13 protein-coding genes are annotated in these 16,126 nt (G+C 45.0%); 12 read left to right on the forward strand and 1 reads right to left on the reverse strand.

Annotated elements, in window-relative coordinates; all coding sequences use genetic code 11:
* Positions 1-7 precede the first annotated feature (7 nt).
* From B3Q63_RS04630 to B3Q63_RS04645, 4 genes are all read left to right on the forward strand, one after another.
* Positions 8-211, forward strand: coding sequence for a hypothetical protein (locus B3Q63_RS04630; protein WP_296174308.1), 204 nt, complete (start codon positions 8-10; stop codon positions 209-211).
* A gap of 90 nt (positions 212-301) precedes the next feature.
* Entirely contained in the window at positions 302-1,291 is a 990-nt protein-coding gene (locus B3Q63_RS04635) for a TatD family hydrolase (RefSeq protein ID WP_296174311.1), read from the forward strand.
* A gap of 207 nt (positions 1,292-1,498) precedes the next feature.
* The gene (locus B3Q63_RS04640; protein WP_296174356.1) at positions 1,499-2,305 is read left to right on the forward strand and encodes a tRNA threonylcarbamoyladenosine dehydratase; all 807 of its coding nucleotides are present in this window, start codon (positions 1,499-1,501) and stop codon (positions 2,303-2,305) included.
* Between the two features lie 9 nt (positions 2,306-2,314).
* Positions 2,315-4,162, forward strand: a complete 1,848-nt coding sequence (locus B3Q63_RS04645; RefSeq protein ID WP_414706305.1) for a GAF domain-containing hybrid sensor histidine kinase/response regulator — start codon at positions 2,315-2,317, stop codon at positions 4,160-4,162.
* A 123-nt stretch (positions 4,163-4,285) separates the two neighbouring features.
* Here B3Q63_RS04645 and efp read toward each other — a convergent pair whose 3' ends face one another.
* Entirely contained in the window at positions 4,286-4,858 is a 573-nt protein-coding gene (gene efp / locus B3Q63_RS04650; RefSeq protein ID WP_201563216.1) for an elongation factor P, read from the reverse strand.
* Between the two features lie 174 nt (positions 4,859-5,032).
* Between efp and epmB the strand changes: the two genes are divergently transcribed.
* The 8 genes from epmB (at position 5,033) to B3Q63_RS04690 (ending at position 16,110) form a co-directional block, all read left to right on the forward strand.
* Positions 5,033-6,040 carry an EF-P beta-lysylation protein EpmB gene (gene epmB / locus B3Q63_RS04655; protein WP_296174316.1) on the forward strand — a complete coding sequence of 336 codons (1,008 nt, stop codon included), beginning with the start codon at positions 5,033-5,035 and terminating at the stop codon, positions 6,038-6,040.
* 228 nt (positions 6,041-6,268) lie between these two features.
* Positions 6,269-8,089, forward strand: coding sequence for a hypothetical protein (locus B3Q63_RS04660; RefSeq protein WP_296174318.1), 1,821 nt, complete (start codon positions 6,269-6,271; stop codon positions 8,087-8,089).
* Between the two features lie 288 nt (positions 8,090-8,377).
* Positions 8,378-10,486, forward strand: a complete 2,109-nt coding sequence (locus tag B3Q63_RS04665) for an EAL domain-containing protein (RefSeq protein WP_296174320.1) — start codon at positions 8,378-8,380, stop codon at positions 10,484-10,486.
* Positions 10,487-10,777: 291 nt separating this feature from the next.
* Complete coding sequence (locus tag B3Q63_RS04670; protein WP_296174322.1) at positions 10,778-11,233, forward strand: c-type cytochrome; 456 nt, start codon at positions 10,778-10,780, stop codon at positions 11,231-11,233.
* Positions 11,234-11,309: 76 nt separating this feature from the next.
* A complete protein-coding gene (locus B3Q63_RS04675; protein ID WP_201563206.1) occupies positions 11,310-12,269 on the forward strand; it encodes an AAA family ATPase in 960 nt (319 codons plus the stop codon).
* Positions 12,270-12,353: 84 nt separating this feature from the next.
* Positions 12,354-13,415: a hypothetical protein gene (locus B3Q63_RS04680; protein ID WP_296174324.1), complete on the forward strand. Its 1,062-nt coding sequence runs from the start codon at positions 12,354-12,356 to the stop codon at positions 13,413-13,415.
* A 5-nt stretch (positions 13,416-13,420) separates the two neighbouring features.
* Positions 13,421-15,754 (forward strand): DUF3488 and transglutaminase-like domain-containing protein, encoded by a 2,334-nt coding sequence (locus B3Q63_RS04685; protein ID WP_296174326.1) that lies wholly within the window; start codon positions 13,421-13,423, stop codon positions 15,752-15,754.
* Between the two features lie 68 nt (positions 15,755-15,822).
* Positions 15,823-16,110 (forward strand): DUF4031 domain-containing protein, encoded by a 288-nt coding sequence (locus B3Q63_RS04690; RefSeq protein ID WP_045444354.1) that lies wholly within the window; start codon positions 15,823-15,825, stop codon positions 16,108-16,110.
* Positions 16,111-16,126: the final 16 nt, after the last annotated feature.

Here is a 16,126-nt window from a genome sequence, read left to right on the forward strand (position 1 = left end):
GAAAATGATGCGCAATCTTAACAGTAGTAGTAATAGCAATAATCGTAAAAAGAAGTGGTTGCGTTTAGGGGCAGTTGGCTTAGCGCTATTGCTTCTCCCGCGCCGTAGTAGTCTAAAAGCAGATAGCAAACTAGCGGCTAACGCTGAAAATGAAGTGAATAATAAAGTTGCTAATAAATTCACTAAAGAAGATGAATCAGCGCTAAAATAGAAGCGGTGATTAATAATAATGGCTTTATTGTTGATAAAAAATGCTATTAAAATAAATTGCTTTAATCATTAAGAAATTTGGAGTTTATTGATGACGGTCATTGGCGCATCATTTAACGCTAATAAGGAATTACCAACTACTCTTCCTTTAATCGATACCCATACTCATTTTGATGCACCGGTATTTGATGCTGATAGAGACCAGCAGATACAGCAAGCGTATCAGCAAGGGATACGCCATCTGGTGTTGGTAGGATATTTACAGTGTCATTTTCAGCGCTTGTATGATACTGAACGCTTAATCAATGAGCGGTATCCATCGTCTATTGCAGGTCAAGCAGATGCGCCGCAACAGCCCCATTTAAAGGCGCATATTGCCCTAGGGTTACATCCTTTTTATATTGAGCAGCATACTGAGGCGCATCTAGAAAGTATGGCGCAGATGCTGGATAAAAAGCGTCCATTGGCCATCGGTGAGATTGGTTTCGATACTTTTACTGATGAGATGAAACAGCCTGAGATATTCGCAAAGCAACAGTATTTTTTTAATGCTCAATTAGACATGGCTGTGCGCCATAAGTTACCCGTGATGCTGCATATTCGTAAAGCGCACGCTGAAGCATTGGCATTATTAAAAGCGCATGACTATGATGCTCATGAGCTTGGCGGTATCGCCCATAGCTTTAGTGGTGGTGAGCAAGAGGCGAAAGCATTTGTGAAGCTGGGCTTTAAGCTTGGGGTAACCGGTCAAGTGACCAATCCAAACGCCAAAAAGCTACGCTGCGCTATTCAAGCGGCTGTCGCTAGTGATGGTATTGAGTGTTTGGTGATTGAGACGGACTGTCCAGATATGACGCCTATCATGTGTCAAGAGTCGGGCAATAGTCAGTCGGCGCTCGGGCAAAGCCCAGATAATGAATGGGGTAATGCGCCCGCTCATAATAGAAATGTCCCTGCCAATTTGCCATGGGTATTATTGAGTTTAAGCGAGTTACTCGATGTGCCGCCAGCCATTCTTGCTGAGCAATTGTGGCACAACAGTTGCAGTGCTTTACAGACTGATTGGCGTTATCCAGCCTGATAATGATAAAGAAACTGCTTAATAATACCCAGTTTAGTAATAAATAATTAAATAATAAATCACCTTTTAAAAGAGCTTTAACTTGTTATGACTGAAGAGGCGCAATTGCAGCAAACGACAACCCAAACAGATACTTTAGCTAACCTAGATATCATTGCTACTAATGAACATCATAATGAACAGCAACTTGCTTCTGCAAGCGCAGATATGGCGGACGATGCCGCTGAGCAATACGAGCGCCGTTTTAAAGGTACGCAAACCCTCTATGGCGCATCGGCAGTCGATACCTTTGCCGCAGCGCATGTTTATGTGATTGGCGTCGGTGGGGTAGGCTCCTGGGCAGCAGAAGCATTGGCGCGCACAGCAGTGGGCACTATTACTTTGATTGATTTGGATGTGTTGGTGGCTTCTAACGTCAATCGTCAGCTGCCGGCGTTAGACAGTACCTTTGGGCAAAGTAAGATTGCAGCGATGGCGACCCGTATCCGTGAGATTAATCCAAAAGTCACCCTACATTTGATAGATGATTTTTTGACCCCTGAGAACGTCGCTGAGTTACTGCCCAGTCGCGCACAAGCGAAAGCGGCGGCGCAAAAAAATCCGATTGTGATTTTAGACTGTGTTGATGATATGAATGCCAAGCTTGCGATTTCATTACATTGTCGCTTTAACAAGTTAAAATTGGTTTGTGCGGGCGGGGCAGGCGGTAAAATAGACCCAAGCCAGATTAAGGTAAGTGATTTACGCGACAGTTATCAAGACCCGCTATTGGCTAAGCTGCGCAATAAGCTGCGCCACGAAAAAGGCATTAATAGCGCGCTGAAAGAAAAATTCGGTATTAAGTGTGTCTATTCAACAGAACCACCGCGCGTCGATAAAAGCTGTCAAACAGGTGGCTTGCACTGCGGCGGTTATGGTTCGGCGGTAGTCGTCACCTCGGTAGTGGCGATGCTGATGGTCAGCGAGGCATTACAATTATTGCTCAAGCAGGCAGCGGTTAAGCCAAGCGTCTGATATGAATTAATGGAGTCCATCTTGTCTACATCCAACTTGCCACAGAACGATTATCCCATCGCAGCAGATGACGCTGAGCGTATCAATCGACTCAAAAAATATCAGGTAATGAATAATAATGAGGAACCTGCTTTTGCACGCTTAACTGAGCTTGCCAAACTGTTCTTTAATATGCCGATAGTCACCATCACTTTTATGGATGAAGACACCCAATACTTAAAATCGGGTCATGGGCTTGGCGGGGTTTGTACGACAACGCGTAAAGTGGCGATTTGCAATTATACTGTACTCTCAGATGAGGTTTTTGTCGTCCCTGATTTAGCAGCTGACAGCCGCTTTAATCAAAACCCTTTAGTCACAGAATCGCCGCATCTGCGCTTTTATGCTGGCGCGCCCATTATCATGAATGAGGACGGTAAAACATACCGTTTGGGCTCTTTATGTTTGATGGATGTACAGCCGCATCATGAGTTTACGGACAAGCACGCCGAGCTATTGGCCCAGTTTGCGATGATGGCCGCCGATGCCTTGCAGCTACAAGACCAGCAGCGTCATGCCAAACATGCCAATGAGATGAAGTCTGAGTTTTTGGCCAATATGAGCCATGAAATACGCACGCCGATGAATGGTATTATCGGTATGGTTGAGATGTTAAGCGAGACCGAGCTGAGCGCTGAGCAGCAAGAGTATATTGATAATATCAAAGTCTCAAATGAGCATTTGCTGGCGATTATTAACGGTATTTTGGATTTATCAAAAGTTGAATCGGGCAAGATGACTATCGATTCTATTCCGATGAACTTATCGAGTCTTTGTAATGAAGTGGTGAGTTTGTTTGCGGTCAAAGCCCGTCAACGTGGCTTGATTCTAGATTACCATTACACCGAGTCATTATCGCCGTATGTCAAAGGCGACCCCGTACGACTTAAGCAAATCATGGTTAATCTGGTCAATAATGCCATCAAATTTACCCGCGAAGGCGGTCGAGTGACGATTGACGTTAAGCACATGGAAAACAATCCTTGTGATGATAGACAGGGCGGTTATAACTCTGGCTGTTATGAAGACGGTTATTTAGGAAGCCAAGTATTAGAAAACCATGAAGAACAGGCTTCTCATTATGATACCGTTAATAGTGGTGTGGTCAATCATCAAGATATGACGCTTTGTATTGAGGTCACAGATACGGGTGTCGGCATTAAACCTGAATCATTGGAAGCGATATTTGATGCTTATGACCAAGCCAATAAATATACGCATCGACTTTATGGCGGTACGGGACTTGGCTTGTCTGTTTGCAAGTCGTTGGTAGACTTGATGGGCGGCTATATTGAAGTGGACAGCGCCGTCGGTATCGGCACAACCTTTACTGTATTGCTGCCGTTACCGACTATCGATGAGGCCCGTTACGAGACATGGCAAGACGAAAATGACTTTACGATGGCAGCGCCAAGTCATGAGCTTGTCGGGCACATTTTGCTAGTCGAAGATGATAGCGTTAATGCCATGATTGCCAAAAAAGCGCTTAATAATAGCGGTCATACGGTCACTCATGTTGGGGATGGGCAACAAGCGATTGAGATTTTTGCTTTAAATCCTGAACTCTATGATGTCATTTTGATGGACCACCATATGCCCATTATCGATGGCGTACAGGCAACCATTAAGCTGCATGAGCTTTATGACCCACAAGCACTGCCACCTATCATCGCCTTGACCGCCAATGCGATGGATGGCGAGCGCAAAAAATATCTCGATGTGGGGATGCAGGACTATTGCACCAAACCATTTAAACAAGAACAACTTAATGCTCTAGTGCAGTACTGGCTGATGCATAAACAGTCGATGGAAGAATAATATTTAAGGGTAGGGCATTCTAAAAAAGAACGGACGTTAAAGCATTCAGCATTAAAAAAGCTTAACCACTTATGAGCGGTTAAGCTTTTTTTATTTAATAAAACATGTCAGGCATAAAAATGCTTAGCTAACGCGCGTTTGGTAATCGCCGGTACGCGTATCAACACGAACCACTTCACCTTGCTGGACAAATAATGGCACACGTACCACCGCGCCTGTCTCTAGCTTGGCAGGTTTACCGCCGCCGCCTGACGTATCACCGCGGAGACCAGGATCAGTTTCAGTGATTTGCAACTCAACAAAGTTAGGCGGCGTTACAGATAATGGCACACCATTAAATAAGGTAATGGTACAAAGGGCGTTACTGTTGTCTTTTAGCCATTTTATCGCATCACCAATCGCGGTTTTGTCAGCTTGTAACTGCTCAAAACTTTCAGGGTGCATAAAGTGCCAAAATTCACCATCGTTGTATAGATAGTTCATTTCAGTGTCTAGCACATCAGCCGCTTCCAAGCTCTCGCCTGATTTAAACGTTTGCTCTAATACCTTGCCGCTACGAAGGTTGCGCAGCTTAACGCGGTTAAAAGCTTGGCCTTTACCAGGTTTGACGAACTCGTTTTCAAGAATGGCACAAGGGTTGCCATCGAGCATGACTTTGAGACCAGCTTTAAATTCGTTAGTAGAAAAACTTGCCACGGAAGACTCCTAAGGGTTGTAAGTATTGTCATCACTAATTGGATGTGGGGTTTGGGCCTTGCTGCGCTAAAATCGCTTATGATGCTCAGTGTTTTATGAATAATTCGTACGCTTTGATAGCTTACGCACTAAGAGCGTATAATATCGGCTTTTGGGCACAGGTATAAGGTTGTCATGATAAACCATTTAATCACACAAAAAAACTGGCAAACGCAATTATCCGAAGCGATAACCTCTATTGATGAGCTGCTTGGACTTTTAAAGCTGGAATCACTGCGCTCAGAGGTCTATATACCTGAGCACTTTCAGCTGCGTGTACCGCGCGCTTTTGTGGCAAAAATGACGGTCGGTGACAGTAATGACCCTCTGCTTAAACAAGTATTGCCCAATAAAAAAGAGCAAATCGCTGTCACCGGTTACGTGGCCGACCCCCTAAGTGAAAATACGCACAATCCGGTGAAAGGCTTATTGCATAAATACCAGTCAAGAGTATTGTTAACGATTACCGGTGCCTGTGCGATTCATTGTCGTTATTGCTTTCGCCAGCATTTTGACTATAGCGCCAATATGCCAACCGCCGATGCCAAACAACACATTATCGACTATATCAGCGCCCATCCTGAAATCAATGAGGTGATTTTGAGCGGCGGCGACCCGTTAAATGTCACCAACAGGCGCTTATTTGCTTGGCTCGATACCTTAGAGGCTATTCCGCAACTGACCACCATCAGGCTGCATACCCGTTTACCATTGGTGATTCCAGCGCGCTTAGATGATGCCTTATTGGATAGATTGTCACAAAGCCGCTGTCAAATTGTGATGGTGATTCATTGTAACCATGCCAATGAGATTGATGCGCTGACCGCTGAGTACTTGCAGCGTGCGCGCGCCGCTGGCGTGACCTTATTAAACCAAGCGGTATTATTAAAGGATATCAATGACAGCGTGGCGGTGCAAACGGCACTCAATCAGCGCTTGTTTGCGGCTGGCGTGCTGCCATATTATCTGCATGTGTTGGATAAAGTGGCAGGCGCGGCTCATTTTGATAGTGATGTGCGCGCCGCTATTGCGCTTTATTGGTCGTTACTCGCCGTATTGCCCGGTTACTTAGTGCCAAAATTGGTCAGAGAGTTGCCAAATAAACCCTTTAAAGTACCGATTGATATTTACAACGATGCTTAAAATGGGCAATATAGTATATTTTTGTTTTAGTAAACAAAGACCGATTAAAATAGTTATTAATAAAAGCGCAGCAGCCAGCGCCAAATAAAGAAAAGCCATTAAAAAACAGTACTAAAAATCGTTAATAGGTCAGGTAATAGTCATGTCTAGGGTTAATGTTGCTGAGGTAAATAAAGCATTAAACCTGCATAGATCTATTGATAACTTGCGTAATTACTAAGGATAGTAATGGTAAATTTATCGACGTTTCAACAGTATTTAAGCATTGATGCGCGCTCATCGCGGACGTTAACGAAATCAATTAATTTAACGAAGTCGTTTAATAAAGATGAGCAGCACTTGCTTAAATGGGCGGCGCTGTTGCCCATGCAAACGGAGGCGCAGCAAACAGAGCAGCTAGAAAAAGTCCTTACAGAGTTGCGCGTGGCAGCTATAGATGATCGGCAACGTCTGACATTACTCAATATTGTGCTGGAGGCAGCTAATAAGCTCATTGCGATGCTACGCCAACACTATATATATGAGGCACATGCCTTTAACGACTATCAGCTCGGCTATGTAGCGCAGGTGAAGTCGCTGTATTATTTAATGATTATGGTCTATGACGGTGTTATACAGCGAGAAATCACCTTTTTAAAAGATAAAAAGCTGCAAGCATCAAACGGTCTTTTGCAGCGCTATCTGACCAATGAGAAATCCTTATCAATCACGTTAGCCATTGCTACTTACCAAACGCTGTTGATGTATCAAAAGCTGTTATTCGAAGAAGCGCTTTGTTATCAGAAGCCTGTGCCATATTTATGGTCTAATATTAATCAGCTCTACTATATGGCGTGCCAACAGCAAACCGTTGATATCGATTTGAGTTCTTATATTACGACCCACTGCGCGGATAATATTCATCAATTATATGGTCAGCTATGCTTGCATAGTTTATTGAACGTACGCGCTATGCGCCGCGCCACTGTGCTAATGGTGCAGCGTTTGCTCCTAGAATGGAGCGAACATCTCATCGCATCTATAGAGCCGCAGACGGAAACAAAGGTGTTCGTCAATCTGCACAGTGACAATCCACCCACCTATTTGACCGCCCATTCTGCCATTAACCCTTATGATGCTCATCATGACTGTGTGTTTATAGAGTTGGCGCCGCTGGTCGCCTATTTAAAATCACGTAGGGACACCCTCATCGAGGAAGGTCGAGAAGGGGTTAAATCATCCTTAATGAATACGGTTGCCATAACCTTGAGCTATCGCTATATTCAGCCGCCATTGACGCTACCGATTAGACAAAGCGCCAAACAACAGGTACATATCATTACAGGGTTTAATGACATTCATTACCACGTTAGTCATGAGCAAAGCTTATCGACTCTCATTGCGGCAAAATATCTGCCTGAGCATCAGCAACCTCGCTATGACACCTTGCCAAAAAAGCTGTCTGCTAATACCGTTTCTAATAATACAATGTTAGGGGTAGAAGCGTTTGATAGTGACAATGCTTTGTCCGATTTTCGTACCTTGCGCTTGCTGCCAGATTCAGTGGAGCCAGCTATCAGCGCAAGCAGTGCTGGAGAAAATACCCCCAAAGCAAAATATAGCGGCAAAAAAGTAAAGGATATAGTGTCAGTTGCAGAAAATGATGTCCTGAACTCTATTGCACCGCCGCCACTGCGAACGATGAGTCTTTTCTTATTGTGTCGCTCTGAAAATCCAGCTTCGACTGATTGGTCAATAGGCGTGGTGCGCTGGCTCAATTTAGACCCAGAAAAACCGGAAGTTGATTGGCAAGTGCTGGGGCATCAGCTTATTGCTTGTGGTATTCGCCTGCAAGATAGAGATAGTCGCGGTCGGCATTTTTTGCCCGCGTTTATCGTTGGTGATGACGAGCAGCTGCAAACGCCTTCTAGCCTGATCGTGCCGACGTCTCATTTTTACGTGGGGGATAGAGTGATGATGCGTATCAATACCAAACAAAAAACGTTGCGCTTAGTGCGGCGTTTAATGATGACAGATGAGTTTAGCCAATATGAAGTGGCGCAACTTTAACTGCCTACTTATCAAAGCATAAAATAACTTTGCCACACTCAGTGTTTAACACTGAACGCTTAAACTCTAACATTGTGCTGAGCGTATTTAATTCATCAGCTTTAATTCATAAGAAGATGGCATTATGATTGCAGCTTAATAAGAGCGATTTAGTGGCAGCGACTTAATAACCGTAACTGAATGAACAACAATTTGATAAACAACACTTAGTGATTGTAACTTAAGCAGCAGTCAGTTAGATTATTGTTTATAATGACAAAACCGCTATTATGATTTAAAAGGCTTCCTATGCGTACTCAGTCCGTCTTAAACCTATTAGTAATCGATGACGACCAGCTTTACGCTGAGCGACTGGTAGCATTGCTAGGGTCATATTATGACAATGTGAACTTAGGTTTATTGGATGATAAAGAAGAGCTATTAAAGTCGCTACGTCAATCATGGGATGTATTGGTGTTTGGTCAGGCTTATGATATGAGCTTTACTGACGTGGTTGGTGTCGTGCAAGAGCAGAGTATAGACTTGCCAACGATTTGCTTGATGAATAAGGAGGCTGCTGCCAGCGCTCAAAACGAAGACGGCTTGCCGGCTGTGATGAATAGTACGATGGTTAAAGCCATTTGCGTAGAGCAAGAGATGGCAGTCGTCATGGCGATTTGTTTGCAGCATGAGAGTTTACGCTGTCGTCAGCAGCTTAAAACCTTGCGTCATGTCCTGTCTGAAGCAGAACAGCGCGCAAATGTCCTGATTAAAAACTCAAAAAGTGCGGTCGCTTATATTGACCAAGGGATTCATATTTTTGCCAATGATCCTTACCTGCAGTTGTTTGGCTTTGAGGCGATGAATGACATTATCGGTATACCTGTGATTGACTTGATTGCAGGCGGTGATAACGTTAAAGCCTTTAAACAGTTCTTACGTCAGTTTGATAAAGGAAGCCGTAAAGACGTTGAGTTTAATTTTGAAAGCAAACGTAAAGATGGCTCTACCTTTGAGGCAAAATTACAGTTGGCCTCGGCAACTTTAGACGGTGAGCCCGTTACCCAGATTATTATTCAGCAAAACAACAGCAATAGCGCTGAAGTTGCGAAGCGTTTGGCTGAGGCTGAGCGTAAAGACAGCCTGACGGGCGTTCATAATCGCCGCAGCTTTGAAGAGCAGCTGGCGGCATTATATCAACAAGCAAAACAGGGTGCGTCGACGGCAGGGTTATTCTATATTCAGCTCGATAATGTGGGTAAAATTAGAAGCAGTCTGGGTCTGCAAGGGATAGATGCCACCGTTAAGCAAGTTGCCTATGCTTTAGATAAGCTGGTAACAGATGAGCTCTTAGAAGAAAGCCATGTGAGCCGTTTTAGTGATACGGTCTTTACCATCTTGGTGGAAAATAAAAGCACCGCAGATCTTGAAAAACTGGCTGGGAAAATTGGTTCAACCATCAGTGAGCTGTTTATCGAAGTCGATAAGCGGACGACAAATACCACAGCAAGTATCGCTATCGTTAAGATAGAAAAAAACACTCCTGAACCGAGAGTGCTACTCGAGCGGGCGATGGATGCGATCAATCAAATTCTGATTGAAACCTCCAGTCATGGCGGTAGATACCATCTATATGACGCCAGTGAACATGCCAATAGTGATGATCATGCGCTGGCCGAATCTTTGGTCGATGCGATTGCCAATAATCGTTTTGAGCTGTTGTTTCAGCCGATATATGACATTAATCATGATCGCAGTGATTTCTTTGAAGTATATCTGCGCTTGCCACTGGCGGATGCGGACAATACGATATTGACGCCCGACCAGTTTATGGCAGTGGCCAAAGCGCATAATTTACTTGAAAAAATAGACCGCTGGATACTCATCAATGCCTGTAAAAAAATCAATGACGTGCGTAAATCCCATCCAGAAGCGCGCTTACTGGTACAACTGACCAACGCCTCTTTGATAGATAAAAAGCTGCCAAGTGTGGCCAGTCAATTAATCAATGCGGTGGGCGGTAAGGCGGGTGCATTAACCTTACAGTTTAATGAAAACGATATTGCTGACCATTTAACCGTCTCTAAATCTCAGTTTACCGCCCTTAATCAAGTAAATTGCCAGTTATGTATCAATAATTTTGGCTCGTCTGCTAAGTCTGTTGAGGTTGCCAATTTCGTGCAACCTGATATGGTGCGTCTAGCCCGAAGTTACGTGGAAGGGATAGATACTCCTGAAAATCTAGAGACGGTTAAATCGCTTATCGTCCGTACCAATGAGATTGGCGTCGATGTCTTGATGCCTTATATTGAAGATGCTGCGACCATGTCGGTTGCTTGGAGCGTGGGCGCGCGTTATTTGCAGGGCTTTTATCTCGAAGCGCCTAGCAATAGCATAAAAGTGGCTAGCGAGAGTTAAGGTGTTATTTAAGCCTAAATCACAGTATAAATCCAAGCCTAAACCTAATACGTGAAAAATTATCAGGCAACTGGGCTTTAACTGGCAACTAAGTTTTGAAAGGCGAATTGGATTTTAACTAAAGGCGAGCCAAACAACTTTTATGTTAGCAAAATCAGCAATTATTCATTTTTAGCAGTTACCCCTATATTTCCTACGCAGTGCTATGTAGGTTCATCACTCTTTGCCTTGTATAATGGTCGAGGTAGACGCATACATAGCCAATGCCCCTCAATTAAAGATTTCTACAACATGTCTATACTCAAAAAATATCAATTAAGCGGTATGTTTGCCACTGTTTTATTGCTCAGCGCTTGTGAGAAAACGCCGCCTGACTATCGCGATCCTGTAACGTTGCCACTTTATACCGAGGGTGACGCCGATAATGGTGCGCTTATATATCAAGATGCTTGCGGTCAATGTCATCAGCTAAATCCTGGACTCAATAAAAAAGGTCCGCAGTTGATGAATATTTATGGTGCCAAAGCGGCTGAGCTTGCAGATTATACTTATAGTGAAGGGCTTAAGACATCAGGTTGGGTATGGGATGCTGAAACGCTAGATACTTATATCGCTGATGCAGAAAAAGCCATGCCAGACTCGAAAATGCTATCAGATCCGATGCCAGATGCTCAGGAGCGTACCGATGTGATTGCCTATCTATCAACGCTTCGTGCACCGGTACCAACGGCTGATGATATAAAGTAACGCCCGATTTAACCTGATTATTTCACATCGCTATTTAAAATAATCATCACCATAAAAAATGAGCTAAGAATTGATAATGAATCCTGCCGCCAATGACTATCCCCGCAACCAGCAAAAAATTGCTCAGCTAATGACGCAGTTAAATCAAATCGTATTAGATAAGCCGCAAGCCATCAAGTTGGCGCTGAGCGGCATACTGGCAGGTGGGCATCTATTGTTGCAAGATTTGCCGGGCATGGGTAAGACGACGTTGGCGCAAGGCTTAGCGCAATTACTCGGTTTGAGCTTTAGCCGCGTGCAGTTTACCAATGACATGCTGCCGGCTGATATTTTGGGTATGAGCATCTATGACCAAAGCAAACAGCAGTTTGAGTTTCGTCCCGGTCCTATCTTTACTCAGCTGTTGCTGGCAGATGAGATTAACCGCTCTAGTCCCAAGACCCAAAGTGCATTACTAGAAGCGATGGAAGAGCGGCAAGTGACGCAAGATGGGCAGACTTATGCGTTGCCGCAGCCATTTTTTGTCATTGCCACCCAAAACCCATTGCAGCAAGCGGGCGTTTATCCACTGCCTGAATCGCAGCTAGATCGGTTTTTATTGTGCTTGTCGCTAGGATATCCATCACCTGCCGCGGAGCGCGAGCTTCTAAAAGGTCAAGACCGCCGCGAGCTATTAAAAGAGTTGCCCGCGGTGCTTGATACGCAGGCTGTATTATTAGCGCAGCAAGGTGTTAAGCAGGTATACGTCGCGGATGTAGTGTTAGATTATCTGCAAAGACTGGTCGCCAAAACACGTGCAAGCTCTGAGTATCACGGTCTTTCACCGCGTGGTGTGCTGTCGCTACAGCGTGCTGCACAGGCTTATGCTTACGTGTCGGGGCATATGGAGGTCACGCCTGAAGATATCCAAGCCGTGTTTGCTGCCGTCACCGATCATCGCCTCGGTCAGCGTTTTGTACCCGCGCATGTGACTGGTGGGCAAGCGACTCAGACCATCGCTCAACGCATTTTGGCAGAAGTGGCTGTTATTGTTTGACCATTTGTTTGCTCATAATAGATTCACTTCCAAAGCTGCTCGTTTATTAGCGATAAGACTATTAATTTTAAGAATAGGGTAGTCATGAGCCTTTTGCCAAAAGCCTTTACCGTACCAGCTACTTCCGCGTCACGCCGTTGGTTTGCCGCGCGGGCCCCAAAAAGCAATAGCGCCACGCTCAATTTGCGTAATGTCTATATCTTTTTTAGCCGCGAAGGGCTGCTATATGCGGTGTTATTAATCATCACCTTTATTGCTGGTATCAACTATGGCAATAACTTGGTGTTGGGTCTGTGTTTTTATCTGGTCAGCGTTTGGCTTATCAGCTTTCATGTGACCTTTGCCCATATTTCAGGTCTCAAAGTACAATTAATAGAAGTGACCATGGCAGAAGCAGGTGCGCCTGTCTGGGTGACCTTGCAGCTGATTAGTGAAAGCCGTCAACCAAGACGGCAGCTATTATTTAGCTTTGAGCAGACTGACGGCAAAGCTAATAGCAAGACAGATAAAAAAGCCAACGAAAAAATCAAAAATAGCGCTAGTACCCAAGAGTCGATACTGGTGACACGACTGCAAGGCGAGCAAGTGATTCGTTTGCCTGTACAAACGCACAGTCGTGGGCAGCAGACATTACCAAGATTAATTATCAAAACCGTTTATCCGTTAGGTATTATGCGCGCATGGTCTTATGTCTATTTTGCCCGTAGCGCTTGGGTGTATCCAAAACCTGAAGTCTTTGATTGGCAAGCCCAGTATGCTGTTGCCAGTCAGGAGGATTTGCCAACGGGCGGACAGACTAGGCAGGGTCAGGACGATTTTGAGCGGCTAGATAACTATATCGAAGGTGAGTCGCTAGCAAGGGTTTCTTGGGGTCATGTGGCGCGCGGTCAGGGAATGTTTACCAAGCATTTTGCCGACCCAGTCGGTCATGAGCAAACGTTGGATTATGCTGATATGCCAGCGGCGCATCATGAACAAAAACTCGCACAACTGGCTTATGGCGTAGTGACATTAGGTGAGTTGGGTGTGCCATTCAACATGCGTTTAGCCGGCGATATGCCCTTTAATGAGCATTCTGCTGCAACGATGGGTGACGGTAATGGCTTTGCGCAAGCGTGCTTGCTAAGGTTGGCAAAAGCGCCATGACTCATATGAGCAATTCTAAAAGATTTTTTTCAAAAAAAGCGATCGATGCCTCTATTGGCTCTAACAAATCAGACTTTATAGAATCTATAAGCTTTGAGCAGTTGGCTTTGGGTCAAAATATCAATACTCATACCAATGCTCATACCTATGCTCATGCTATGCAGGGCAGCAATGCTAAATGGACTCGCAAGCTACTCGCCTTACCAGCCTATTATTGGGTATTAATTGCTCAAGTTGTCATTATCTTACCGCATGCAGCGCATTTGCCATTATGGCTAATGGGTTTTGCGGTGGTCAGTATTATTGCTCAGCTGCCGCGTGTAAAAGCGCGATTTAAAAAATTAGCGCATCTAAAACGTGTCTATCAAGGCATGCAAATGCTCGGCTTCTTATTGGGGCTCACAGGTCTATGGCTGACTTATAATACCGCTTTCGGCCTCGATATGGGCGTAGCGTTTTTAGTGCTATGTCTCATCAGTAAGTTGTGGGAGTTGTATAAGCGCCGTGATGCTTATGTGGTATTGAATCTTTCACTGTTTGTGCTTGCCGCGCTATTTTTGATGAATCAAGGTCTTGTGACGACGTTAGAAGTAATCGTCGGGGCGGTCATTGTGTTGTTGGCATTTATTGCTTTAAATGACGATGGCAATACTAACGGCGATGGTCGCTTGCGTACTTTAGGTGTATTAGGTCTTGGGGCGTTGCCGTTATTGGTCGTGTTGTTTTTGTTCTTTCCGCGTCTGCCACCGCTATGGTCAGTGCAGCTCTCAGCTCAGCAAGCGACCACGGGTGTCTCCGATAGCATGTCGCCCGGTGACTTTGCCAATTTAGGACAATCGACCGAGCTGGCTTTTCGGGTAGAGTTTGCAGATAACCGCCCACCACAGCAGCAGCTCTATTGGCGCGGTTTGGTCTTTAGCGATTTTGATGGAATTACTTGGCGTCCTAGCCCTCAGCAACGACAATGGCAGCCTGCACCGCAAACACCTGCTTGGATTGAGAATGCCTTTGCAACTATCCCTGATGAAGTAAAAGTTGCGCCTACCAGCTATGAGATTATCCTAGAGCCAACGCAGCAAAACTGGCTGTTTGGACTTGATTATCCTTTTGCTCAGCGCCAAGACGTCAGTATCACCTCAGACTTTACCTTATTGAAAGACCAGCCGGTTACCCAGCAGCTGCGCTACGAGGTATTGCAATTTGCACCGATGCGTATCGATCCGATTCTCTCTGATGAGTCGCGCCGTCTAAATCTTACCCTACCAGCTGACGGCAATCCGCAAGCACGAGTATTGGCGCAGCAGCTATTTGTTCAGTCAGACTCAGACCCAGTACGCTACATGCAAGCACTTGAGCGCTGGATTAACCAAACGGACTTTCGTTATACACTGTCTCCGCCACGGCTGAATAATAACCGTATTGATGAGTTTTTATTTGAGACCAAAGCGGGGTTTTGTGAGCACTATTCTTCCAGCTTTACCTTTATGATGCGCGCCGCTGGTATTCCAGCGCGTGTCGTCGCAGGCTATCAGGGTGGTGAGCTGAGCCGTGGCGGCAATGTTTGGGAAGTACGACAAAAGGATGCGCACGCTTGGACGGAGGTTTGGCTTGAGGGTCAAGGTTGGGTACGTGTCGATCCGACGGCTTTTGTTGCGCCTGAGCGTGTCGAGCAGGGTATGGATGCACTGACACAGGCACAAGGGGCGACAATGTTCGGTGATGGCGCTAGTGCGCAAATCAGCTATCAGCAGTATCAAATGCTACAAACCTTACGCCGCCTCTCCGATCAAGCAAGCTATTACTGGCAAAAAGACGTCGTTGGTTACGATCAAGACAAGCAAGCCGACTCGCTGCTCAAATGGTTTAACATCCGCTCAATCACGCAGCAAATTATTTGGCTAGCGGCAAGTACTATTACCGTCATGGTGATTTTGGTCTTTGTCATTTGGCAACGTCGCCGTAAGCGTTGGCATCCAGCAGACCTGCCACTTGCACAGTTATCAAAACGTATTGGTAAAAGTGATAAAGCGCTTACTCGTAAAGAGAGCGAAGGGCAGCTAGCTTGGCTTGAGCGCTTGGCAATAGCCGTTAATGACCGAGAAATTGATTCAAATACTGATATCGACGCTGAGACCAATGCTAAAAGTAGTAAGAAGAGCAGTAAAGTGAGTAAGCTAACAGATAGCGGTCATTCAGAGATTGTACAAGCAAAAATCTTGCAAATGAGGCAGGACTATCGTCAACTGCGTTATGGACGTCTAAGCAGCCTTGAAACCAATGATAGCGAATACCAAACCCTACTGAAACAGCTGAAGAAAGATGCACGTGAATTGTTCTAATGGCTGTTTTGTGAAAGCCTTATTTAGCACATGATAAAATAGCTAATGATAATAAAGGAGGCGACTCTATGGCGATATATGTCGATTTTATGCAGATAGAATTTAAAGGCTATAAGTGGTGCCATATGCTGGCAGATACCCTGCAAGAGTTGCATGACTTTGCTGCGCTGATTGAAGTAGATTCGCGTTTATTCCACCGTCATGCCAGTTATCCGCACTATGATGTGACGGTGCAAATGCGCGAAACGGCGATTGAATATGGGGCTATTCCTGCTGGTCGAAAAAAGATTATCGAATGTGCGAAGAAGTTAAAAGTAGAGTTGCATGAGCAAATCGCACAGTCTGAGGATTACTAGGGCGTGTCTTCAATTG

This window comes from Psychrobacter sp. UBA2769, assembly GCF_002352555.1.
Taxonomy (GTDB): domain Bacteria; phylum Pseudomonadota; class Gammaproteobacteria; order Pseudomonadales; family Moraxellaceae; genus Psychrobacter; species Psychrobacter maritimus.

Coding starts and splice junctions, on each gene's coding strand:
- B3Q63_RS04680 (WP_296174324.1), top strand. CDS start 12,354: ATGAGCCTTTTGCCAAAAGCCTTTACCGTACCAGCTACTTCCGCGTCA.
- B3Q63_RS04645 (WP_414706305.1), top strand. CDS start 2,315: ATGGAGTCCATCTTGTCTACATCCAACTTGCCACAGAACGATTATCCC.
- epmB (WP_296174316.1), top strand. CDS start 5,033: ATGATAAACCATTTAATCACACAAAAAAACTGGCAAACGCAATTATCC.
- B3Q63_RS04635 (WP_296174311.1), top strand. CDS start 302: ATGACGGTCATTGGCGCATCATTTAACGCTAATAAGGAATTACCAACT.
- B3Q63_RS04630 (WP_296174308.1), top strand. CDS start 8: ATGCGCAATCTTAACAGTAGTAGTAATAGCAATAATCGTAAAAAGAAG.
- B3Q63_RS04670 (WP_296174322.1), top strand. CDS start 10,778: ATGTCTATACTCAAAAAATATCAATTAAGCGGTATGTTTGCCACTGTT.
- B3Q63_RS04660 (WP_296174318.1), top strand. CDS start 6,269: ATGGTAAATTTATCGACGTTTCAACAGTATTTAAGCATTGATGCGCGC.
- B3Q63_RS04640 (WP_296174356.1), top strand. CDS start 1,499: ATGGCGGACGATGCCGCTGAGCAATACGAGCGCCGTTTTAAAGGTACG.
- B3Q63_RS04665 (WP_296174320.1), top strand. CDS start 8,378: ATGCGTACTCAGTCCGTCTTAAACCTATTAGTAATCGATGACGACCAG.
- B3Q63_RS04675 (WP_201563206.1), top strand. CDS start 11,310: ATGAATCCTGCCGCCAATGACTATCCCCGCAACCAGCAAAAAATTGCT.
- B3Q63_RS04685 (WP_296174326.1), top strand. CDS start 13,421: ATGAGCAATTCTAAAAGATTTTTTTCAAAAAAAGCGATCGATGCCTCT.
- B3Q63_RS04690 (WP_045444354.1), top strand. CDS start 15,823: ATGGCGATATATGTCGATTTTATGCAGATAGAATTTAAAGGCTATAAG.